22 protein-coding genes and 2 riboswitches are annotated in these 20,154 nt (G+C 61.7%); of the genes, 12 read left to right on the top strand and 10 right to left on the bottom strand.

The window, feature by feature from the left end; translation table 11 throughout:
- Positions 1 to 21: 21 nt before the first annotated feature.
- A complete protein-coding gene (locus Q0877_RS14555; protein ID WP_299169119.1) occupies positions 22 to 2,076 on the bottom strand; it encodes a heavy metal translocating P-type ATPase in 2,055 nt (684 codons plus the stop codon).
- Positions 2,077 to 2,202: 126 nt separating this feature from the next.
- Positions 2,203 to 2,526, bottom strand: coding sequence for a heavy-metal-associated domain-containing protein (locus tag Q0877_RS14550; RefSeq protein ID WP_299169078.1), 324 nt, complete (start codon positions 2,524 to 2,526; stop codon positions 2,203 to 2,205).
- Between the two features lie 295 nt (positions 2,527 to 2,821).
- Positions 2,822 to 3,001: riboswitch (cyclic di-AMP (ydaO/yuaA leader) on the top strand.
- Between the two features lie 6 nt (positions 3,002 to 3,007).
- Between Q0877_RS14550 and Q0877_RS14545 the strand changes: the two genes are divergently transcribed.
- Together Q0877_RS14545 and Q0877_RS14540 are read left to right on the top strand one after the other, a co-directional pair.
- Entirely contained in the window at positions 3,008 to 3,829 is an 822-nt protein-coding gene (locus Q0877_RS14545; RefSeq protein WP_299169077.1) for an NlpC/P60 family protein, read from the top strand.
- Between the two features lie 147 nt (positions 3,830 to 3,976).
- The gene (locus Q0877_RS14540) at positions 3,977 to 4,828 is read left to right on the top strand and encodes a M23 family metallopeptidase (protein ID WP_299169075.1); all 852 of its coding nucleotides are present in this window, start codon (positions 3,977 to 3,979) and stop codon (positions 4,826 to 4,828) included.
- 76 nt (positions 4,829 to 4,904) lie between these two features.
- Here Q0877_RS14540 and Q0877_RS14535 read toward each other — a convergent pair whose 3' ends face one another.
- The 3 genes from Q0877_RS14535 to Q0877_RS14525 are packed head-to-tail and all read right to left on the bottom strand — an operon-like array spanning position 4,905 to position 6,537.
- Positions 4,905 to 5,507 carry a DUF305 domain-containing protein gene (locus tag Q0877_RS14535; RefSeq protein WP_299169074.1) on the bottom strand — a complete coding sequence of 201 codons (603 nt, stop codon included), beginning with the start codon at positions 5,505 to 5,507 and terminating at the stop codon, positions 4,905 to 4,907.
- 33 nt (positions 5,508 to 5,540) lie between these two features.
- The gene (locus Q0877_RS14530) at positions 5,541 to 6,095 is read right to left on the bottom strand and encodes a DUF305 domain-containing protein (RefSeq protein WP_299169073.1); all 555 of its coding nucleotides are present in this window, start codon (positions 6,093 to 6,095) and stop codon (positions 5,541 to 5,543) included.
- 31 nt (positions 6,096 to 6,126) lie between these two features.
- Positions 6,127 to 6,537: a four-helix bundle copper-binding protein gene (locus Q0877_RS14525; RefSeq protein ID WP_299169072.1), complete on the bottom strand. Its 411-nt coding sequence runs from the start codon at positions 6,535 to 6,537 to the stop codon at positions 6,127 to 6,129.
- Between the two features lie 1,020 nt (positions 6,538 to 7,557).
- A riboswitch (cyclic di-AMP (ydaO/yuaA leader) is annotated at positions 7,558 to 7,761 on the top strand.
- A 3-nt stretch (positions 7,762 to 7,764) separates the two neighbouring features.
- Between Q0877_RS14525 and Q0877_RS14520 the strand changes: the two genes are divergently transcribed.
- Positions 7,765 to 8,652, top strand: coding sequence for a LysM peptidoglycan-binding domain-containing protein (locus tag Q0877_RS14520; protein ID WP_299169070.1), 888 nt, complete (start codon positions 7,765 to 7,767; stop codon positions 8,650 to 8,652).
- Between the two features lie 193 nt (positions 8,653 to 8,845).
- Here the strand turns inward: Q0877_RS14520 and Q0877_RS14515 are convergent, their stop codons facing one another.
- A complete protein-coding gene (locus Q0877_RS14515; protein ID WP_299169068.1) occupies positions 8,846 to 9,412 on the bottom strand; it encodes a TetR/AcrR family transcriptional regulator in 567 nt (188 codons plus the stop codon).
- An 88-nt stretch (positions 9,413 to 9,500) separates the two neighbouring features.
- Here Q0877_RS14515 and Q0877_RS14510 point away from each other — a divergent pair, with 88 nt between their 5' ends.
- On the top strand, positions 9,501 to 9,719 hold the full coding sequence (locus Q0877_RS14510; protein ID WP_299169066.1) for a hypothetical protein: 219 nt from the start codon (positions 9,501 to 9,503) through the stop codon (positions 9,717 to 9,719).
- A complete protein-coding gene (locus Q0877_RS14505; RefSeq protein ID WP_299169064.1) occupies positions 9,716 to 10,237 on the top strand; it encodes a DUF2269 domain-containing protein in 522 nt (173 codons plus the stop codon). The genes Q0877_RS14510 and Q0877_RS14505 overlap by 4 nt, the downstream gene beginning before the upstream one ends.
- A gap of 151 nt (positions 10,238 to 10,388) precedes the next feature.
- Here the strand turns inward: Q0877_RS14505 and Q0877_RS14500 are convergent, their stop codons facing one another.
- Positions 10,389 to 11,642: an NAD(P)/FAD-dependent oxidoreductase gene (locus Q0877_RS14500; protein ID WP_299169062.1), complete on the bottom strand. Its 1,254-nt coding sequence runs from the start codon at positions 11,640 to 11,642 to the stop codon at positions 10,389 to 10,391.
- A gap of 115 nt (positions 11,643 to 11,757) precedes the next feature.
- Here Q0877_RS14500 and Q0877_RS14495 point away from each other — a divergent pair, with 115 nt between their 5' ends.
- The 7 genes from Q0877_RS14495 (at position 11,758) to Q0877_RS14465 (ending at position 18,438) form a co-directional block, all read left to right on the top strand.
- On the top strand, positions 11,758 to 11,970 hold the full coding sequence (locus Q0877_RS14495; RefSeq protein WP_299169061.1) for a heavy-metal-associated domain-containing protein: 213 nt from the start codon (positions 11,758 to 11,760) through the stop codon (positions 11,968 to 11,970).
- A 98-nt stretch (positions 11,971 to 12,068) separates the two neighbouring features.
- Positions 12,069 to 13,076, top strand: coding sequence for a hypothetical protein (locus Q0877_RS14490; protein ID WP_299169060.1), 1,008 nt, complete (start codon positions 12,069 to 12,071; stop codon positions 13,074 to 13,076).
- 40 nt (positions 13,077 to 13,116) lie between these two features.
- Positions 13,117 to 15,471 (top strand): cation-translocating P-type ATPase, encoded by a 2,355-nt coding sequence (locus Q0877_RS14485; protein ID WP_299169059.1) that lies wholly within the window; start codon positions 13,117 to 13,119, stop codon positions 15,469 to 15,471.
- Between the two features lie 58 nt (positions 15,472 to 15,529).
- Entirely contained in the window at positions 15,530 to 15,790 is a 261-nt protein-coding gene (locus tag Q0877_RS14480) for a hypothetical protein (protein ID WP_299169058.1), read from the top strand.
- A gap of 13 nt (positions 15,791 to 15,803) precedes the next feature.
- The gene (locus Q0877_RS14475) at positions 15,804 to 16,151 is read left to right on the top strand and encodes a metal-sensitive transcriptional regulator (RefSeq protein WP_299169056.1); all 348 of its coding nucleotides are present in this window, start codon (positions 15,804 to 15,806) and stop codon (positions 16,149 to 16,151) included.
- A 792-nt stretch (positions 16,152 to 16,943) separates the two neighbouring features.
- The gene (locus Q0877_RS14470) at positions 16,944 to 17,966 is read left to right on the top strand and encodes a hypothetical protein (protein WP_299169054.1); all 1,023 of its coding nucleotides are present in this window, start codon (positions 16,944 to 16,946) and stop codon (positions 17,964 to 17,966) included.
- 229 nt (positions 17,967 to 18,195) lie between these two features.
- Positions 18,196 to 18,438 (top strand): hypothetical protein, encoded by a 243-nt coding sequence (locus Q0877_RS14465; protein WP_299169052.1) that lies wholly within the window; start codon positions 18,196 to 18,198, stop codon positions 18,436 to 18,438.
- 4 nt (positions 18,439 to 18,442) lie between these two features.
- Here Q0877_RS14465 and Q0877_RS14460 read toward each other — a convergent pair whose 3' ends face one another.
- From Q0877_RS14460 to Q0877_RS14450, 3 genes are all read right to left on the bottom strand, one after another.
- Positions 18,443 to 18,901 carry an AAA family ATPase gene (locus Q0877_RS14460; RefSeq protein WP_299169051.1) on the bottom strand — a complete coding sequence of 153 codons (459 nt, stop codon included), beginning with the start codon at positions 18,899 to 18,901 and terminating at the stop codon, positions 18,443 to 18,445.
- Positions 18,902 to 19,014: 113 nt separating this feature from the next.
- Positions 19,015 to 19,398, bottom strand: a complete 384-nt coding sequence (locus Q0877_RS14455; RefSeq protein WP_299169048.1) for a DUF1304 family protein — start codon at positions 19,396 to 19,398, stop codon at positions 19,015 to 19,017.
- A gap of 164 nt (positions 19,399 to 19,562) precedes the next feature.
- Positions 19,563 to 20,105, bottom strand: coding sequence for a hypothetical protein (locus Q0877_RS14450; protein ID WP_299169046.1), 543 nt, complete (start codon positions 20,103 to 20,105; stop codon positions 19,563 to 19,565).
- Positions 20,106 to 20,154: the final 49 nt, after the last annotated feature.

The raw sequence follows: 20,154 nt of genomic DNA, 5'->3' as shown, positions 1-20,154 counted from the left end.
TGTGAGGGATCGAATCGGTGTTCAGTCGGTGATGGCTGCCGGATCCAGGTTCATCCGGCGCAGGAGCTGCGCGTTCAGAGCCACCACAATGGTCGATACTGACATCAGGACCGCGCCTGCCGCCGGGGAAAGAACGATCCCGGCGAAGGCGAGCACCCCGGCGGCCAGAGGAACGGCCAGGACGTTGTAGCCGGTGGCCCAGACGAGGTTCTGGATCATTTTCCGGTAGCTGGCCCGGGACAGATCGATCATGGACAACACCGATCGGGGGTCGTTGCCTGCCAGGACAACTCCGGCAGACTCCATTGCGACGTCGGTTCCGGCGCCGATGGCGATACCTACCTCGGCGCGAGCCAAGGCAGGGGAGTCGTTAACTCCGTCCCCGACCATGGCGACCTTCAGGCCGCGCTGCTGCAGTTCGGTGACCTTCTTGTCCTTGTCCTGGGGCAGGACGTCGGCGAAGACCTCATCGATTCCGAGATCCCTGCCCACCGCGTCAGCGACCTGCCGGGCGTCGCCTGTGATCATGGCAACTTTCACTCCGCGCTGCTGCAGGGCGTGTACCGCGGCCCGGGACTCGTCCCTGATGCGGTCCTCCAGGCGGAGGGCACCGACAACCACGCCGTCACGGATGACGTGCAGCACTGACGCGCCACGATCGATCCATTCCCCAGTGTGGTTGGTGATCTCCTCTGGCACGGTGAGCCCGAGTTCGCGCAGCATATTCGGTCCGCCTACGGCGACGTCGGCGCCGGTGACCTGGGCGCGCACCCCCCGCCCGGTCATCGACGCGAATCCGGTCCCCTTGTATCCGAAACCGGTGGCCTTGTCGTCTTCCTGGGCCGCGCGGACGATAGCCCGTGCGACGGGGTGTTCGCTGTCGGCCTCGGCGGCGGCCGCGAGGGCCAGGAGCTCGGCGGTGGTGGTGCTGGCCGCGGGTGCGGTGGCGGTCACGGCGTGTTTGCCTTCGGTGAGCGTTCCAGTCTTGTCGAAGAGGACCACGTCGATGGTGCGCATGCGTTCGAGCGCCATCCTGTTCTTGATCAGCACCCCGGATTTCGCTGCCCGTTCCGTTGAGATGGCGATCACCAGGGGAATGGCAAGGCCAAGGGCATGGGGGCAGGCAATGACGAGGACCGTGACGGTGCGGATGACCGCTTCGTCCGGGCTTCCGAGCAGGAGCCAGGCGATGAAGGTGATGATCCCGGCGCCGAGTGCGAAGTAGAACAGCAGCGCGGCCGCTCGGTCGGCCAGGGCCTGGGCTTTGGAGGAGGATGCCTGGGCTTCGGCTACCAGTCGCTGGATTCCCGCCAGTGTGGTGTCCGAGCCGACGGCAGTGACTTTGACCCGGACGGAGTTGTCGGTGGCAACCGTTCCTGCCACGACGGTTTCGCCGACGTTGCGCGGTACGGTGCGGGATTCACCAGTGATCATCGATTCGTCGAATTCCGCTGTACCGTCGACGATGGCACCGTCCGCAGGCACGCGGGCACCGGAGCGGACGAGGACGACGTCACCGGTAACAAGGGAGCTCACGGGTACGGTTTCGATGCCGGACGCGGTAACGCGGTCGGCCTCATCGGGCAGGAGTGCAGCCAAGGCGTCCAAGGCTCCTGCTGCGGATCCGAGGGCACGCATCTCCATCCAGTGTCCCAGGAGCATGATGACGACGAGCAGGGCCAGTTCCCACCAGAAGTCCAGGTTGAAATTCCCGATCCTCAGGGTGGTGATCCAGGAGGCGATGAACGCCACGCTGATCGCCATTGCAATCAGTAGCATCATGCCGGGCTGGCGGGATTTCAGCTCGGTCCACCCTCCCTTGAGGAAGGGTGCACCGCCGTACACGAAAATGATTGTGCCCAGAATTGGGGAGATCCACGACGCCCCGGGGAAGTCCGGCGGCGTGTAGCCGAGGATCATCGCGAACATGTGGCTGAACAGGACTACCGGGATGGTCAGTGCAAGGCTGAGCCAGAATCTGTTCTTGAACATTGCCGTGCTGTGTCCGGCGTGCTGGCCGTGTTCATGCTTGCGGTGGTCCTCGTCCAACGCTGAATGCGGGTGATCAGAGGGCATCGCCTGTCCATGGGTGTCCTCATCGATCACGCCGGGGGCGCTTGTTCCGTGGCTGTGGTCTGGCTGGTTGTGATGATTGGCGTTCATGGCCATGTCCTTTCCTCGTGCGAGGTGGTACCGCCTTGCTCAAGCGGTCGTGAGCGAGTACCCGGCGTCCTGGATCACCGGGGCGACCTCGGCGTCGGACAAAGCACGGCTTCCCATGACGTGCACGGTCGAGGTTCCTCCCGGGACCAGGTCGGTCCGCACATCGGAAACCCCATCCAGGGTCGTCAGTGCGTCCGCAACCCTGGATGCACAGGAACCGCAACTCAGTCCCTCAACAGCGAATTCGGTAGTAACCGCTTCTGCAGGAACTGGGTCGGCTTGAACGCCTGATTGTGGTGCGCAGCAGGCGCAGCCGACCGAGTTCTTTTCAGTCAGCCGCAGATCATCGGTGGTGCCACACATGGAAACTCCTTGCGTTACGTGGTGAGCAGGGTCAGGTAGCGCTGGATGTCGGGGTGCTTCCGTCGCGCGTGATGTGGGGACTGGTCGAACGTGCGGCTCCAAAGGAACCGGACAATGTCATCCAGTACCTCGAAATTATACCCCCCCAGGGTATATGTCAAGGGTTAGTTTCCGTGGATCCCCATGAGGGCAGGAGCCTCTAGTGGTGACTGGGAGACCCGCCGTGATCCAATTGTGATAATCGCTGCGGGGTGAGGTACTCTCAATCTCGTGCCTGCCCCCCATGGAGGCACTCCCACACGGATCGCCGAGCTCTGTCACCGTGGTGGGGTCGTCCGTTTTCCGCTGGCAGAGGCGGGGGAACCATGTACGCGGGCCCATGTTTTGAGGGTCCTTGGGGTTAAGCCGTTTTCACGGCCGGGTGACTCCCATCCGAACCCGACAGCTAACCTCGCAGGCGTTGGGAGAAGGTACTCGATTTATGTCTACTTGGCATGCCCCCGCGCGCCATCGCGCAGTTCCGGCCCAGACCAATACGTTGGCTGTCATCTCCAAGGCTGTCTCCTCCAATATGGGATCTGCAGGCCGCCAGGCTGCAGTGATCACCGCAGCTTCCGGTCTCATTCTCAGCGCTGGCCTTCCGGCCCAGGCGTTGGACGCACCGCAGCGTCAGGTGAGCACCAGTTCACTGGTCGCCACCGTGGAAACCGAGCCGGTGTCCGCGGACACATCGGCCGATATCTCCTTCGAACGAGAAGCCGTCGCCGCTGCGCCCGCTCCAGTTGTCGCTGAGCCGGCTCCTGTCGTCGAACACCCGGCCCCCGAAGCCGAGGCGTCACTGGTAGCCGTGCAGACGGTGGAAACCGCCCCTGTACAGCAAACCCCTGCCGTGCAGGAAGTGGCCGTGCAGGAAGTGGCACTGCAGGCTCCGGCTCCTGCGCCCGCGGCTGCTCCTGAGCCGAAGCCAGCTCCTGCCCCTGCAGCCAGCAGCAGTGTCGGTGCCGCACTCGTCGCTTCGGCCTACGCACAGATCGGCCGCACCCAGGACTGCACCATCCTCGTCGAGGTCGCACTGCGATCCATCGGCAAGTCTGTCGGCGACCTCGGACCCGAGCAGTTCTACCAGTACGGGACCGTTGTCGGCTCACCAGCCCCGGGTGACCTGGTCATCCGACCCGGCCACATCGCCATCTACGTAGGTAACGGCCAGGTCATCAGCAGCGGCATGAACGGTGTCAACGACACCCTCCTGCACCCCCTGAGCGACCTCCCCGGATCATCCTTCGTCCGGGTCAACGGCTAACAGCCACCTAAGCCGGGCAGGAAAGGGCCAACAGGGCGACCGCGAACCGCCCCAAAGCTCTTACCTACCCACACCTGGGCATGCCGGAGTAATTTCCCCCTGCACTCCGGCATGCCCTCACCCCGTTTGAGTGAGTAGAGATCATCGTTGTCTTCCCATAACCCGCACGATCGACGCCGCGCCGCCTCAGGACGCCGCCGCGCCGCAGCGGTCGCCCCACGTCAGGAGCACGGCCGTCGCGCCGTGATCCGTAGCGCGACGAACCGCCGCGCTTCACCCGTTGCCCCGGTCGCCGGTGCAATCTCGGCCGCCGGCGTGCTCAGCGCCGCTCTCCTCGCCGGCATCCCCCTCACCGCAGCGGTCCCGTCATCCGTTGAACCATCCGCCGTCAGCACGGCCGCGGACAGCGCTCAACAGCCCCGAGCGCACAGAGTTGAGGCCGACCCGAAGGCCAGAGTAGATTTCAGCCGCGACGCGGTGCCCGGTGCTGCCTCCACAGAGCCGGCAACCGGTTCGGTGAATTCATCCCACTTTCTAGCCGATGGTCCCATCGAGACGACCCCCGGCGATGACGTGGAGAATGAATCTGCGGCCGAACCCGCTGAACAGTCCGGCCTCGGCGCACCGCTGGCCCAAATGACCACCGTCTCGACCTTCGGATATCGCACCAACCCACTGACCGGGGTCCCAGGGGAAATGCACACCGGCATCGACCTCACCGGCTCATGTTCCACCCCAGTCATGGCCGCGGCCAGCGGAGTCATCACCGAAGCCGGATGGAGCCCCTACGGTGGAGGCAACCGCATCGTCATCGACCACGGGGACGGGCTCAAGACCACCTACAACCACCTCGCCACCATTGCCGTCAGCGTAGGCCAAACAGCTGCCCGGGGAGACGTTGTAGGCGGAGTCGGAACCACCGGCAACTCCACCGGCTGCCATCTACACTTCGAAGTCATGATCAACGACGCGCTCGTCGACCCCTCCACCTGGTTCTAATCCCGCAGCCAAGCACGAGGGGCCGAGAAAGAGCCCGGCCCCTCGCGTTATCTCTGTTTCCCGGTGTTGCGGTGCTTTAGACCGTACCGGAGGGACGGCCGCCCTGCCGGTCGTACCAATCCTCCAGCCAGGACTGCATCTGCCCAATCTCCTCCAACTGGGTCTGCCGGATGTTTCCGCAGAGGGAGAGCAGCTCGGGGTGGCCGGCGTTCTCCAGACAAATCCCGCTCTCACGGACCGCAGCCCAGTGGTGCCGAATCATCGATTGCATGAAACGGATCTCGTACTGTGCGCCGGTGAAGTTCTCCATCCGCTGCATCGACCGCATGTCACCGGTGCTCAGCTGAGAACTGTAGGAGATGCCGTACCAGTCCTGCAACCATCCCTGCATCTGATCTACCTGAGCTGACTGAGAGGCGATGATCGAACTGCACAGCTGCACCAACTCATCGTGGGTTGCTTTCTCCAGGCAGGTCTGGCCCATCATGATCGCCATGGTGTGGTGATCGATCATGTTCTTCAGAAAATCCACTTCGTAACTGGCGACCTGCTCACTCTGGGCCGGCGCATCAGCCAGAGCCGGCGAGGCCACTGCCAGGCCAGTACCAGTGAACGCCCCGGTGGCCAAAACTGCCGATGCTGCAACGGCTGAAACGTTCCGCTTGTTGATGTTCTTCATAGGCCTCTTACACTCCTTGAGGATTGGAATGGATCAGTCAGATGCGTACCGGTCGAGGATTGATTGCATCTGACTGATCTCCTCCTGCTGGGTCTGAACAATGGCATCGCAAAGTTCCACGATCTCCGGGTCAGTGATGTTTGATTCCTGGCACACGAGGATGGCCCTCGAATGGTGCGGGATCATCGACTTCAGGAACTGCTCGTTACCGACGAACGTCTCGGTCCGCCCCAGGGCTAACGTGCCCACGAACAACAGGACGAAACCGGCGAGCAGGGCGATGTTCACCTTGATGCTCTTGAACATCGACCACATACCCACCACCATGACCACCGCCATCGCGGACACCATGACAAGGGCCATCCAGAAGTTGCTCAGGTTGAAATAGAAATGGTCAATCGATCGGACCATCGACATTGACAACACCCACATCAAGCCCAGGCTGACGAGTAGGATCACACCGAATTTGATGTACATCCTGCCCATTCCGTGCCCTCCGTGGCCGGTGTCGTGCCGGTTCCCCTGCGGGTCTGACTTGTTCTCGGGTCCATCCTGACCGCGTGGCGATTTCTGTGGCGAACTGCTCACCGGTTCCTCCCTCCGCTACGGTTTCACTGAACTAGTTGAGGGTTGCGAGCAGTTCCTCACAGGCCTTCTCGCATCGGCGGCACGCTTCAGCACAGATCCGGCAGTGATCATGCATATCGGCGTGCTGCCCGCATTCATCCGCGCAGGCCTTGCACGCGGTGCGGCATGCTTCCACGATCGCCCTGGTCAGGTTTGCGTCGTAGCCGGTGTGCCGGGACAGCACGTTCCCGGTCGTGGCGCAGATATCCGCGCAGTCCAGATTGGTGCGAATGCATTTGGTCAGTTCGGCGACCATGTCTTCGCTCAAGCAGGCATCGGCGCAGGCGGTACAGGTCTGGGCGCATTCAAAGCAGGCTTCGATGCACGCAGCGAGTTTTTCCTTGTCCACTCCTCCCAGATCCTTCGGGTAGGTATCGAGCATGGACGTCACATGATGTGTCATTGGTTTCTCCCATTACTGGTGAATTTGTTGGTGAAGGCTGACAGATACAGCCCTGTTTGGTGAAGTGTTTGTCGCGGGAAGGTGTGAGCCCGCGTCCAGCCGACATGTCGGCGAAAAGAAAGTGTTGAACTACCGCCGGCCCGGATGCTTGACCGGGGACGTGGAGGGACAATCCGGGTCTATGTCCGACTGATCGATAGCGCGGTCAAGGACGGGGTGAAGTGCTCCAGTTTTTCCAGCGTTGGATCAGGCTGGGCAGGAGGTATCAGAGCAGCAAAAGGGAGCTGGCTAACGGGAACGCTGAAGTTCGCAGGATTGTCACCGAGGACAGCGCGGCGTGCAGGAGGGGTCGCTTCGGAAGCATCTGCACGTTGTTGGCAACAGGGAACCGTGGCCGGAGACCGAACGGTATTGGCCGCTATCTCCACAGGGGATGCTTCGGCATCTGCCGCGACAGGCGCACTGGCCACCATGCCCATGGTTCCTCCGGGCCCATGGCTCATCTGCAGACACAAGGCCGCAGCAGCCGAGGTGGAAAACGCAACCAACAGCGAAAAGGCGAGCATCACCTGCAGCACCGTTCGAACGGTGCCATGTAGGCGAACGCGTGCTCGCTGCGAAATGGTTGTCCCCTCCCAACGACTTGCTCTAGCTGCCTCACCACCCTAACGAACACTAAGCATGGTGACCAGTGCCGTGGTCCCTGCTCGTTTCGGTATTCACCGCAGGGGATGCCCCTGTGGTGGTGCACTCCAGGACAGGGACCCGGAGCTGCGGTCCCAAATCGTTTCGAAGCATCACTGGGGGAGCACCAGCCATCACCGTGTAGCTAGGAGGTTCCCAAGCGCGTCCCCTCAAGAACTGCTGCGATGGCATAACCCCGCCTCCTTGTCGGACCTAAGGAGACTAAGGAACCCGGGCACGGTGGTGAAAAATAGATGATCTGTTACCCAAACGTGACTTTTCATACCTGAGGGGGGTATCCTCGTTAGGTGTTCCCGGCACCAGCCGAGAATATTCCCGTGCAGAATGCCGAGTCCTGCCGCTGCGCGGGATCCGTCCGTAATTCCGTTTGGCAGGAACGGGGGACCCACAGATCGACCGGGCCATGACATGGTCCTTGGGGTTAAGACGTTTCTGCTTCCGTCCTGGAACACCAGAAACGTCCGGGTGACTCCCATCCGAACCCGACAGCTCACCCCGCAGGCATGGGAGAGGCAATCACGCATGTCACGCAACACTTCGGCGCGCCACCGCGCCACCGTTACTCACTCGATCGCTCTTGAGGGGCTGTCCCACTCGACCAAGGCCGGTGCCGTCGCATTAGGTAGGCCGGTTATTATTGTTGCCGCAACCGGCGGCCTCGTCGCTGGCGTGGGGGCACCTGCGCAAGCGGGAACCTACGCCCAGGAAGCAACTACCCCGGCCACTCAGGCACCGGTCTCCGCCCCGGTCGCTGAAGCTCCGGCTGCATCCTCGGCTTCGGTTCATACCGTTGTTTCCGGTGACACCATGGGGGCCATCGCAGCCCGCTACGGCGTAGAACTCAATACCCTGCTCGCTCAGAACAACCTGTCCTACGCGTCGGTCATCTACCCTGGCCAGCAAGTCACAGTGTCGGGCCAAGCAGCCGCCTCGACCGCGGCCCCGGTAAGCGCGGCCCCTGCCGCTATCCCCTCAGTAGCACCGGCGAACCAGGTTTCCTACACAGTGGGCGCCCAGCAGGAAGCCCGTATCTCCCTGGCCTCAAGCAGCATCACTCCGGCCCAGCAGTCAGCTCCGGCTCCGGCTGTTTCCTCAAGTGGTGTCGGTGCCGCTCTGGTCGCCTCGGCGTACGGTCAGCTCGGTTCCATCCAGGACTGCACCATCCTCGTTGAGCGTGCACTACGCTCTATCGGCCTCAACGTAGGCGATCTTGGGCCGACGCAGTTCTACCAGTACGGCACCGTTGTCGGGACCCCAGCCCCCGGTGACCTGGTCATCCGGCCCGGTCACATCGGCATCTATGTCGGCAACGGCGAAGTGATCAGCAGCGGAATGAACGGTGCGAACCTCACCCTCAAGCACCCGCTGTCCGACCTTGCAGGCTCGTCTTACGTACGAGTCAACGGTTAATTATTCCTAGACCGTTTCCTTAGTTCGGGAGAGCGGCAGGCACCTTAGAACGGGGGTGCTTGCCGCTCTTTCTTTTGTACCCTGCTTCCTGCGAGCAATGTGCCGGCGTTCAGGTGTACAGCGACAACGGCCAACCTTTCACCGACCTCCGATCAGAGCATCAATAGCGGGAAATGAAGCACATTCAGGAATTTCAGGTATAGATCCCTCGTACCGTGACCGAGACGAGACTCGGAACGGCGTCCCGGGAGGAAAGTGAACGGGCGGAACCGACGGCCTGGATGCAGTATCGGGCAAGGTCCGACGGCTCCATGGCCAAGTCCGCGGCCCTCTCCTGAGCGTCTGCACGGATAAGGTCTGCGATGAAGGCCTCCAGGTGGAGATGCGCATGGTCGACGTGAGAGCCCCGATGAAGGGCCGGAGGTGAAGAGTCGTGAGCCGATCTGTCATAGATCATCAGGGCGTACGCCTCCAGAACGGCCTGCAACGGGCGTCCCGGACCGGCCGTCTCGCGGCGTACCCTCTCCAGCCCGGCCAGATGCTCACTGACCTGCCGTTCGTGCCAGGCACCCAGTAGCGCCTCAACATCAGGGAAGTACTTATAGAGAGTGGCCCGGGTAATACCGGCCTGTTCTGCGACCCGCGTCATCGAGACGCCTGCGAAACCGTCCTGCGCAATCAGCAGCGCCACCGCGTCCAAGGCAGCTGTCCGGACGGCGAGGCGGTGAGCCTCCACGGTTTTCGTCCAGAGCTTGGGCATACCACCAATGTACTGGCCGCCACTCCGCCATGCACCGCTTTCCTATACACTGCGTATATAAAAATTGTTGACCGAAAGATTTCTTAACATGGCCACTGATTCAGACCGCGAGCACGAGAGTCATCACCCGAACACGCAGGAGCGTCCTGGAGTACCCCGATGGGTGAAAATCTTCGCTCTCGTCGCCTTAGCAGTGGTGTTGGGTTTCGTGATCGTGATGCTCTTCGGCGGGGAACACGGTCCCGGCATGCACTCATCCGCTCCGGAAAGCACGGTTTCCATGGGGATGGCCGGGATTCTGGCGTGACGATGCCGCCGCGGCTGCGCAAGGCTGCGCTGGTGGCCCACGTCGCTTCCTCCGTCGGGTGGCTCGGCGCCGTGGCCGTATTCCTCGCCCTGGCCATCACCGGGTACGCCACCGCGGATGAATGGACCATGCGCGCCGCCTACACGACCATGGAAATTATCGGCTGGACCGCATTGGTCCCCTTGAGCGCTCTGACACTGCTCACCGGGATCGTTCAGGCACTAGGAACACCGTGGGGTCTCATCAGGCACTACTGGGTGCTCATCAAACTGCTCATCACCGTCGTGGCCACGGCAATCCTCCTGCTGTACATGGAGACTCTCTCGGTCCTCGCCTGTGCCGCGGCACGGCAAGCTCCGAGCGGAGCGGCAGAGGAACTGCTGCCGAGCTTTTCACCGATCCTGCATTCAGCGGCAGCCCTGGTCATCCTCACCGTCGCTCTGGTGCTCTCGATCTATAAGCCACGCGGGCTGACCGGGCTGAGCTCCACCCGGCCGCGGCTCGCCCAGCAACGCTGACCCCGACCCGGTGGACAGAGGCGTGCAGGAGATCACCGTCGGCATCGCGTCAGGCATCGGCATGCAGCGCGCACCGTCAGCGCGAGGGTCGTGGTCAATCCGTGTGGGCTGTGCAGGGACAGTGCCAGGTGGTTCGGCAGTGGAATAGGTCTCATCGGCTGGCTTCTAGCTCTTCGTGGTGTGCCTGACGTTCAATGAGCGGTTTGAGCTGATTCACTGCCCGGGCTCCACCGACACCGACGCCCGCGACGATCCGCTGCTCGGAGTCAAGGAAGGCAAAGGCGAAGCGTGGATCCCCGGGAGCGCCGAGGACCGCGCTCTCGGTCGCCGCCTGGCGGGCGTCTCCGACGACGGTGACCTTGGTCCCGTGGACGTATGTACTGTATGCCGGGACCGCTGATGCAGCTGATGCAGTGGAACCTTCGCCGACTGGCCTCGACCCGTGATGCGCAGCCACGATCGTCTGCGCCGCGGTCCTGCCCTGAGCGAGGGCGGCACCCCAATGCTCAATCCGGACGATACGGCCATCCGGCGATGCCACGGCGGCGATGTCCCCCGCGGCGTAGATTCCGTCATGATCGGAGACCCGCTGATGTGCGTCCACCAGCACACCTCCGGCATGCAGCGGTACCCCGGAGGATTCCAGCCATGCGGTATCCGGCTCCACACCGAGAGCCACCACGACGACATCGGCCAGCACAGTGTCCTTTACATGGAGGTCTTTTCCGCTGAGCTCCACCTGTAGGTCAGTGCCGCCGTTGGTTTTCACCCTGGTGACTCGGGTGTTCGAGCGCAGATCGACTCCGGCCCGCTCGTGGGCCTGGGCTACCCCGCGGGCGACGCTCTGACCGACATAGCTGAGCAGCGGTAAGGGCCGCCCGTCAATGAGGGTCACGTGGTGTCCGGCTAGTGTGAGAATGCCGGCGGTCTCGGAGCCGATCAAACCAGCCCCAACGATAAGTACCTTCGACCGGCCCTGAGCCAGTAATCCTCGCAGCTGCAGGGTGTCGGATTTGGTGCGCAGATGCACGATCCGATTCGCAGCGGCCTCATCGGTTGGCATGCTGAGGCGGCGTGGGGAGGCGCCGGTGGCCAGAATAATCGAATCGGCCGTCACCGTAATTCCGTCCTCGAGCTGAAGAGATCGCCTATCCGCATCGAAGGCAACAGCCCGTACCCCGGTTCGCCACCGGATACCCTCGACGTCCATGTCCGGAAGCGTGATTGCCGTTTCATCCACGGCACCGGACAGCAGGCCCTTGTTGACGGTCGTCCGGTTATAGGGCGCTGAAGCCTCCTGGCCCACCACAGTTACCTCAACGTCCTGGTCAAGCTGGCGCAAGGCCACGGCTGCCGCACTACCGGCGGCCCCTCCTCCGACAATCAGCACGGACTGTCTCTTCATTCGTCTCTTAGATACCCTAGGGGGGTACTTGCAAACTATACCCATGGGGGGTATCTTGTGGGAAGGCCGTCAGAACACCGTGTCGGCTCATCACAACCGAAAGGGGTGCCTCACCATGGCGAACAACACTTACACCGTCAAGGGAATGACCTGCGATCACTGCGCGGGATCGGTCACTGCCGAGGTCACCAAGATCGCGGGCGTCACCGACGTTTCCGTCGATGTTTCCGCGGGCCGCCTGACCGTCATCAGCGATGAGCCGGTATCGGCTGAGACCGTCACGGAAGCCGTCGAAGAGGCCGGCTACGAGGTAGTCGCTTCCGCATAACCTGGGTCGGGCCGGCAGGGCCGAACCCTGCCGGCCCACCCCACCCTTGAAGTACCGACGCCGGTCCGGCGCACACGAAAACGAAAGGCAGAAACGCAATGCGCACTCCACTGAAACTCGCCGCATACGGCGGAGTTCTTGCGGTGGCCTTCGCAGGTGCCCTCGGAACCGGAAGTGTCCTCGGCAGCCCGGTACCCCCGGTCAGCGACACTCACACAGCAGGGGAGTCACACAGTGAGCCCTCTGCCACCGCAGCTGACCATGACGGATCCCACACCCCCGAAGCCGCCCAACCCGCAGCAACCGACGACTTACCAGGAGGACTGATGGTCTCCGACCGTGGATACACGCTGGCACCGGAAACCAGCACCCTGACCGCAGGATCCCAGACACAACTGAGCTTCCGGATCCTGGCCGCCAACGGTGAACCAATCACATCGTTCGAGCAGAGCCATGACAAGCAGATGCACCTGATCGCGGTCCGCAGCGACACGACAGGGTTCCAGCACGTCCATCCCACCCTCTCCGAGGACGGAACCTGGAGTGTTCCGCTGGACCTCACCGCCGGCACCTGGCGGATCTTCGCCGACTTCGCACCCACCGAAGGAGCAGCGGCGGGCGACTCCCTCACCTTGGGAGCCGACATCTCCGTAGCAGGCGACTACACGCCTGCTGACCTACCGGAAGTCTCCCGAACCGCTGAAGTCGATGGATACACCGTGACCCTGGAGGGGGAACTGATAAAGGGGAGCGAGTCAGAGCTGACTCTGACCATCACCCGTGACGGTGAACCTGTCACCGACCTGGAGCCCTACCTGGCCGCGTACGGCCACCTGGTTGCCCTGCGTGCCGGTGATCTGGCATACCTGCACGTCCATCCGGCCGGCACACCCAATGATGGCGTAACCGAGCCCGGCCCCGGTATCACCTTCTACGCCAAGGTCCCCTCGGCCGGAGACTACCGGCTGTATCTGGATTTCCAGCATGACGGCGTTGTACGCACCGCGGACTTCACCGCCACAGCCGATCACGCGCAGGACCCCGACAGCACAACTTCTGAGGAAGTGACCGAGTCCGGAGCCGACGAAGGCCACTCCGACCACTAACAGCCAGCCGCTTCACAGCACCCCTCTCGAGGAGAGAACGATGAGCACCATTCCGGACAGCATCACGCAGCCACCGGTCAACGCCGGTCAGATTGAACTGGCAATCAGCGGAATGACGTGCGCCTCATGCGCCAACCGCATCGAAAAGCGTTTGAACAAGCTTGATGGTGTCACTGCCACCGTCAATTACGCGACAGAAAAGGCCAAAGTCATCTTCCCTGACACCCTCGCCGGGGAGGACCTGATCGCGGAGGTAGAAAAGGCCGGCTACACGGCCAAACTGCCGCAACCAAAGAAGCCGCAACCCGAGAACCCGGCCACGGAACCGGCGGAGGGAGCCGATGAGCTGACGGGGCTGCGGAACCGGCTCGTGGTCAGCACCCTGTTATCGATCCCGGTGATCGCAATGGCTATGATTCCCGCTCTCCAGTTCACCTACTGGCAGTGGCTTTCGTTCGCAATGGCAGCACCGGTACTGGTGTGGGCAGCCCTGCCGTTCCACCGGGCGGCCTGGGCCAACCTCAAGCACGGCGCGGCCACTATGGACACCCTCATCTCGATGGGAACCATCGCAGCGTTCGCCTGGTCCACCTACGCACTCTTCTTTGGCACCGCCGGGGAACCGGGAATGACGCACCCCTTCGAACTCTCCATCGCCCGGATGGACGGCAGCGCCAACATCTACCTCGAAGTAGCAGCAGGTGTCACCACGTTCATCCTCGCCGGACGGTACTTTGAAGCGAAATCCAAACGACGGGCAGGAGCCGCGCTGCGGGCCCTGCTCGAAATGGGCGCCAAAGAGGTTTCGGTCCTGCGCGATGGGCCGACGGGCAAAACCGAAGAGCGCATTCCCGTAGATGCCCTCACCGTTGGGGATGAATTCATCGTCCGGCCGGGAGAGAAGATAGCCACCGACGGCGTCATCTCTGATGGCTCCTCGGCGGTCGATGCGTCCATGCTGACCGGAGAGTCCGTGCCCGTCGAAGTCGTTCCCGGAGACGCCGTCACCGGCGCTACCGTCAACGTAGGCGGGCGCCTGTTGGTCCGCGCTACCCGTGTCGGGTCAGACACCCAGTTGGCGCAGATGGCCCGCATGGTCGAAGACGCACAGAACGGTAAAGCGCAGGCACAGCGCCTCGCGGACCGGATCTCCGGCATCTTCGTTCCCGTCGTCATCGCCCTCGCGGTAGCCACCCTCGGCTACTGGTTGGGAACCGGCAGCGGCACCGAATACGCGTTCACCGCCGCGGTGGCAGTGCTCATCATCGCCTGCCCCTGCGCACTGGGGCTGGCCACACCGACCGCGTTGCTCGTGGGCACCGGCCGCGGAGCCCAGCTCGGCATCATCATCAAAGGCCCAGAGGTTCTTGAATCCACCCGCAAGGTAGACACCATCGTTCTGGACAAAACCGGAACCGTCACCACAGGACGCATGACCCTGCTCGACGTAATCCCTGCAGCAGGAGAGGACCGGCAGCAGGTGCTGCGTCTCGCCGGCGCACTGGAAGACGCGTCCGAGCACCCCATCGCCCAGGCCATTGCCAAGGGTGCAACCGAACAGACCGGCAGCCTGCCGGAGGTTGAGAATTTCACCAACCTCGAAGGCCTCGGCGTCCAGGGTGTCGTCGACGGACAGGCGGTACTCGTGGGCCGCTCCCGGCTCCTGGCGGAGTGGTCACAACCGCTCACACCCGAACTGGAACAGGCCATGGCCGTAGCAGAAGCTGAAGGACGAACCGCGGTGGCCGTCGGGTGGGACGGTGCAGCGCGTGGCGTGCTCGTCGTCGCCGATGCCATCAAGGACACAAGCGCAGAAGCGATCGCCCAGTTCAAACAACTCAGCCTCACACCCGTTCTGCTTACCGGGGACAACGAAACAGTTGCTCGTTCCGTGGCATCCCAGGTCGGAATCGATAAAGTCATCGCCGAAGTGATGCCCCAGGACAAGGTTGACGTGGTCAAGCGTCTGCAAGCCGAAGGCAAAGTGGTCGCCATGGTCGGCGACGGTGTCAACGACGCCGCCGCCCTGGCCCAGGCCGACCTCGGGCTGGCCATGGGAACCGGAACAGATGTTGCTATCGAAGCCTCAGACCTCACGCTCGTCCGCGGGGACCTCCGCGCGGCCGCTGACGCCATCCGTCTTTCCCGGCGCACTTTGGGCACCATCAAGGGCAACCTGTTCTGGGCCTTCGCCTACAACGTGGCTGCCCTGCCGCTGGCGGCGGCTGGTTTGCTCAATCCCATGCTCGCCGGAGCCGCGATGGCTTTCAGCTCAGTGTTCGTCGTCTCCAACAGCCTCCGCCTCCGCGGCTTTAAACCACTACGCAGTAACCGCCTAGAGAAGGCAGACGGTCACCGCGAAAAAGCGCAGGCACGCGTGGGCGTGGACGCGTGATGATCGCCGATTTCGCCCACTGACGCCTCATCGGAGACCATGAATTAGGAGGAATCCAATGTGCACAGAACACCACAACGATCACGCCCACTCGGAACCCGCGCACGGCGGAAACGGACATAGCCACGGCGCAGGAGCCGGCGTACCCGCTGAGGAAACGGCTGAGTGCCCCGTTATGCCGGGATCCTTCGTCAACAGGGCCGACGCCGAGGATGAAGGACTTGTCCGCGAGCATCAGGGCAAGAAGTACTATCTTTGCTGCGACGCGTGTGCGCCCATGTGGGACGCAGACCCCACGCGCTACGCCCAATCAGCCTGATAAGGAAACCAGTATGAGTATCGCCGCCGAGAACTCCACCCACTCCCAGGACGACGTCGTACCCGCCAATCACGGGTACACGCCCGAAAAGGAGGCCTACCTCCGCCGGCTCAAGCGCGTTGAAGGTCAAGTGCGTGGTATCGCCCGCATGGTGGAAGAGGATAAGTATTGCATCGACATCCTCACGCAGGTTTCAGCGGTCAACAAAGCACTCCATGCGGTCAGCATCGGCCTGCTCGATGACCACATCGCACACTGTGTGGTCGATGCGGCTCAGGAATCCAAGACGACAGGTGACCCCGCCGTCGTCCGGGAAAAAGTCCGCGAAGCCAGCGACGCCATCAGCCGCCTGCTGCGCTGAACACCCTCACCGAACCTGAGAAAACAGGCCATCTCGACGAAGGGGTGTCAGACACACTCTGGCACCCCCGAACTCGATGTCACCGGTTGAACCTGCCCAAAAGTCTCATGAGTTGGGTTATGTCCTGTGCGGTGAGAAACAGTACCCGCCTCTCACATGCGGGGGTTCAGATGCTCGAGCGGGCCAACCCTGGCGGGGCCGAGCTCCGGGAGGTGCCCGAAATAGCGCAGGGCGTGCCGGAACGAGGAACCGAAAAACAGTATCAGCGGATACCTCATCCGTGCAGAGAGTGTCGGTACTACCGGGCCAACGCGAGCGTTGGCGGTGCTCCGGATTCGAGCGGCACGCTCTCCATCAACTCATCATGCGCTGGAACTAGGCTGTGCACGCCCACCGCTCGCTCAAGGTTCGGCTTACGCGGCTGGCTGGCTTCACGGAAGCTACCGGCCTCTAACTGGGCTCGGCGCTACTTGTCGTCACGCCTGCGTAGGATCAACGTGTCAAACCCGCATCACTGACCGCGTGTGGGGTATGAAGAGTGCAAGACGCCATCGTCAACCCGGGGGAACCATGAGCTGTCGCGCGAACAACTCGCCGTAGACGCTGAGCCGGACATGTACCGGGCATTGTGGGCACCCCTCCACCGCGCGCAGAAGACAGACAAAAGATAGCAATCCTGGCCGCGTCCTATTGATCACGCATGGCTGCTGATGAGGGACGACTAAGGTCTAGTGTTCGAGAGCAGTTCGCGTGTAGTAGAAAATCGGCGAGCCATATCTGAGAGGACTTTTGATGGCCGACAGCCCGGAGAAGAATTGGTTGCAAAACCAGGACTCACCGCAACTAAAACCCGGGCGAGACCTGTCTGAAGTTCCGCTACAGAGGCTTCACTGGGCTTTCACCAAGGCCAGCAGCTTTCACGAGTCGCAAGTCACATGGTTTCAGGGCTACACCCCTGACACGGAATATGTTTCAAAATCTTCCGGTACGATACATGAGTTTTCCCTCTCCATTCGCCCGCCAGTTGACGAGTGGGCGCTGCTTACCGGGGAAATACTCAACCAGCTCTCCAGCGCCAGGGACAACCTGTTCAGAGACGTAGTGAAACGAGCGAGCGGTTTCTCCGACGAAGAAATTAGAAACAACTTCAGAGGAGGAGTTCACTGGCCGTTGTGCTTCACTGAGAAGCAGTGGATATCCGTGATGAAAAAGTACAGTTTTATTCCCGAGGTAATCATGGACCGGGTCAGGCTTTTCCAACCCTTCCGTGATCTACGTCCTGATGGGAAGACACCCGATGAGGAGTGGATGAAGGCTGGGGCATCGACTTGGGCACGGTTTTTGAATAATCAAGACAAACACGATGAGCCGGTGCGCGTAACTGCTCATCATTATCTAGGCGGCCCAGTCACTGCTGAATCGGAGTTCATTCTCCGAAAACAACCCCGGCAACGTTGGGATTATACAGATCCCCAATCAAACGAGCCGTTAATCACAATTTATTCTGAACCCATAGAAGACCTTCGCATCATCGCGCCAGCAATCGACGTAGTTGTGACGGCTAAGGGGCCATCAAAAATTAGATGGGACCCACTTAATAGCGGCTTATGGTCGGCGCTATTAGAGAGTCAGTTAGTAATAAATACGGTGTACTACGGAAGAGAGAAAGCGCAGGAGCTGAGCATCCCTATCATGGAATACGCGCCGCCAAAAGGTTGGACCGACTTTCGATATGTACTTCAACCGGGCGGCGGGTACAAACTCACAGCACGAGGCAACTACGCTCAAGAGGCTTTGAATAGAGGTTTTGTATGAAGCGCCCAAGAACGCGATTCGTCATCCACCGCCGCGGCCGGAGCTAGTACCCCCAGCCCCCCGCCGCAGCAATGGACCCGTAAATTATCGGCTGACCATAAGTAGCGCAACCAGCGCGCAAGCACTGCCCTAGAAATCGTCCTGTGAGGGATCCCTTACCGAACAGTCATGGCAGGCACCGACGCACGTCGTATTCTCATCACGGTGCAAGAGCGACATAGTTGAGCTCATGGATGACATCGCCGAACCTGCCCTGGTACGACAGCGCAAGATGAAGCGGTTGGCCAAGGCGCTTTTCGCTCTTGCTGTGCTGGCCGTGGTTCTGCCTGTCCTAATGGGACTGCTCGGCAACAACTTGGCTGTACCGGTGAGTCTGCTAGTCGCCATTCTGATGATCGCTGGAGTGATTACCTGGACTCGATCTGACCCCGCCTATGCGAGAGCGCTGCAGAAGCGGAACCCACGCAGGTGATGGTTCACCGGACGTGGCGAGAGGACGCCATAAGGCGCTCAACGGCGTCAGCAAGTTCTGAAACGGGTCGGCGACCGTCAAGTTCAAGGGTTGCACCCTGGCGTAGCAGCGGTTCGACGTCGAGGACCTGCTGGCGGATCACGGACTGCTCTGTCTCTGCGTTGCCGTAGGGGTTGTTGGTACGAACCGATACGCGCTCGATCAGCACTTCCACCGGTGCGCTGAGGAGTACGACGGCCTCGAAACGGTCATAAAAGTGTCCCTGGTTCTCGACAGTTCCCGAGACGATCGCAGACGAATTCGAGGCGAGGTACGCGGCCATGAGCGTTTCGTCCCAGGTGCCGTCGGCGAGCACCCAGCCGTCATAGTCGGTGTCGAGCGTCTGGTAGCCCCGTCGGGACAGCTCGCCCAGCACCGTTGTCTTTCCCGTGCCCGACATGCCGGTGATCAAGACTCGAGACATGAATTCAGCCTAGCGATCCAACAGTTTCCCGGAAGTCGATCCCTCCACGGGCGCTGCTGTGACGCGTAGCAACCAAAAACGCCGCCACTAGCATTCGCCAACCACACCACCCCCTAGTGAAAGAGAACGTAGAAGACGATTGCCAGCGCCGGGAAGAGCGCCTGGCCGATGGCGCTGACCAAAAGGCGCTTCTCTGTGACCCACAGCCAGAAACCAAGGAAGACGTGGCACGAGCAGCAGAAGATAACTATGGCCGACCCGCTGGCGGGATTGCCTGAGAAGTTCACCAGCCACAGGCCCACTGCGATGCCTAAGCCGAAGGTGATGTTGTAGGCGCCAACATTCATCGCCCACATCCGCACTGCGCGCACGTCTTCCGGCCTAATCAGGAAGATCCGGTGGAACCGTTGATCGCCATGGAAGAAGATCTCCAGGATGCCAACGCTTATCAGCGCCAGGCCGGTGGATCCGGCGAGTATCTGGCTCAGCACATTCATGCCGCGCTCCTAGGCCAATCTTGCAATCTCCGCTTCTTGCGTGCAGGTTACGCTTCAGGCGCGAAGACCTTCAAGGGTCGGCTTGCAAACGCAGTCCACTACCCATGCCCGCCCGCCTCCAGCCCGGCCCCAACAGCCCGCCTTAAACGCATCCTTCATCGAACCTACTCGCGGCGGTCGTCCTTGACTGGGGGCTCAGACTTCTCGACGTAGGCAGCCAGAATTGTTCGCCCGCGGTTGAAGACCTCCGCGATGAGGAGACGCTCTTCATCCGTGAAGTCCGGGCTGTAGTGCTCGCCGGCGGGAGTGATGCTCTCCAGATTGGTTCCGTAGAAGAGTTTGTCACAGCACTTGGATGTTTTTGGCCCGCTGTCCTCCAGTGACGCTCCGACGCTGCGGGCAATGTCACCGAATAGGTTCCAAGCGTTCAGCAGTTTGTCGCAGATGTCATCGGATACGGGCAGCTCCAGCAAACGTTCGAGTTCATCGAGGTTCTGGAGCTCCTCGGTTCCCTCCTCCAGCTCCAGATCGAATTGCTGGGCCACCGCCGCGAATTCCGTGGCAGAGCCCACAGAAATGATGCGACCGTCCTGAACCAGCACACTGTCCGTATCACCCTCAACTTCGCCGGTTCCGACCTCTGTCTGCCAAACAAGGCCCATCCGCTGGCCGCGGAACTGGATCCACAGCGTGTAGGAGAGCATCATTCTTCGGATCCTACCTATGCACCCACTTGCTCCCATCACACGCCCTGCA

The sequence above is a fragment of the uncultured Arthrobacter sp. genome (assembly GCF_947495145.1).
Lineage (GTDB): Bacteria > Actinomycetota > Actinomycetes > Actinomycetales > Micrococcaceae > Arthrobacter_D.
Note: the sequence above shows the minus strand (reverse complement) of the source record. Positions and strands in the feature narration are given on the sequence as shown.

Excerpts from the sequence above, each read along its gene's own strand:
- Q0877_RS14480 (WP_299169058.1), top strand. The coding sequence starts at position 15,530 with ATGTGCACAGAACACCACAACGATCACGCCCACTCGGAACCCGCGCAC.
- Q0877_RS14460 (WP_299169051.1), bottom strand. The coding sequence starts at position 18,901 with ATGTCTCGAGTCTTGATCACCGGCATGTCGGGCACGGGAAAGACAACG.
- Q0877_RS14545 (WP_299169077.1), top strand. The coding sequence starts at position 3,008 with ATGTCTACTTGGCATGCCCCCGCGCGCCATCGCGCAGTTCCGGCCCAG.
- Q0877_RS14510 (WP_299169066.1), top strand. The coding sequence starts at position 9,501 with ATGGCCACTGATTCAGACCGCGAGCACGAGAGTCATCACCCGAACACG.
- Q0877_RS14520 (WP_299169070.1), top strand. The coding sequence starts at position 7,765 with ATGTCACGCAACACTTCGGCGCGCCACCGCGCCACCGTTACTCACTCG.
- Q0877_RS14500 (WP_299169062.1), bottom strand. The coding sequence starts at position 11,642 with ATGAAGAGACAGTCCGTGCTGATTGTCGGAGGAGGGGCCGCCGGTAGT.
- Q0877_RS14550 (WP_299169078.1), bottom strand. The coding sequence starts at position 2,526 with ATGTGTGGCACCACCGATGATCTGCGGCTGACTGAAAAGAACTCGGTC.
- Q0877_RS14535 (WP_299169074.1), bottom strand. The coding sequence starts at position 5,507 with ATGAAGAACATCAACAAGCGGAACGTTTCAGCCGTTGCAGCATCGGCA.
- Q0877_RS14485 (WP_299169059.1), top strand. The coding sequence starts at position 13,117 with ATGAGCACCATTCCGGACAGCATCACGCAGCCACCGGTCAACGCCGGT.
- Q0877_RS14455 (WP_299169048.1), bottom strand. The coding sequence starts at position 19,398 with ATGAATGTGCTGAGCCAGATACTCGCCGGATCCACCGGCCTGGCGCTG.
- Q0877_RS14470 (WP_299169054.1), top strand. The coding sequence starts at position 16,944 with ATGGCCGACAGCCCGGAGAAGAATTGGTTGCAAAACCAGGACTCACCG.
- Q0877_RS14495 (WP_299169061.1), top strand. The coding sequence starts at position 11,758 with ATGGCGAACAACACTTACACCGTCAAGGGAATGACCTGCGATCACTGC.
- Q0877_RS14490 (WP_299169060.1), top strand. The coding sequence starts at position 12,069 with ATGCGCACTCCACTGAAACTCGCCGCATACGGCGGAGTTCTTGCGGTG.
- Q0877_RS14525 (WP_299169072.1), bottom strand. The coding sequence starts at position 6,537 with ATGACACATCATGTGACGTCCATGCTCGATACCTACCCGAAGGATCTG.
- Q0877_RS14465 (WP_299169052.1), top strand. The coding sequence starts at position 18,196 with ATGGATGACATCGCCGAACCTGCCCTGGTACGACAGCGCAAGATGAAG.
- Q0877_RS14475 (WP_299169056.1), top strand. The coding sequence starts at position 15,804 with ATGAGTATCGCCGCCGAGAACTCCACCCACTCCCAGGACGACGTCGTA.
- Q0877_RS14450 (WP_299169046.1), bottom strand. The coding sequence starts at position 20,105 with ATGATGCTCTCCTACACGCTGTGGATCCAGTTCCGCGGCCAGCGGATG.
- Q0877_RS14555 (WP_299169119.1), bottom strand. The coding sequence starts at position 2,076 with ATGCCCTCTGATCACCCGCATTCAGCGTTGGACGAGGACCACCGCAAG.
- Q0877_RS14515 (WP_299169068.1), bottom strand. The coding sequence starts at position 9,412 with ATGCCCAAGCTCTGGACGAAAACCGTGGAGGCTCACCGCCTCGCCGTC.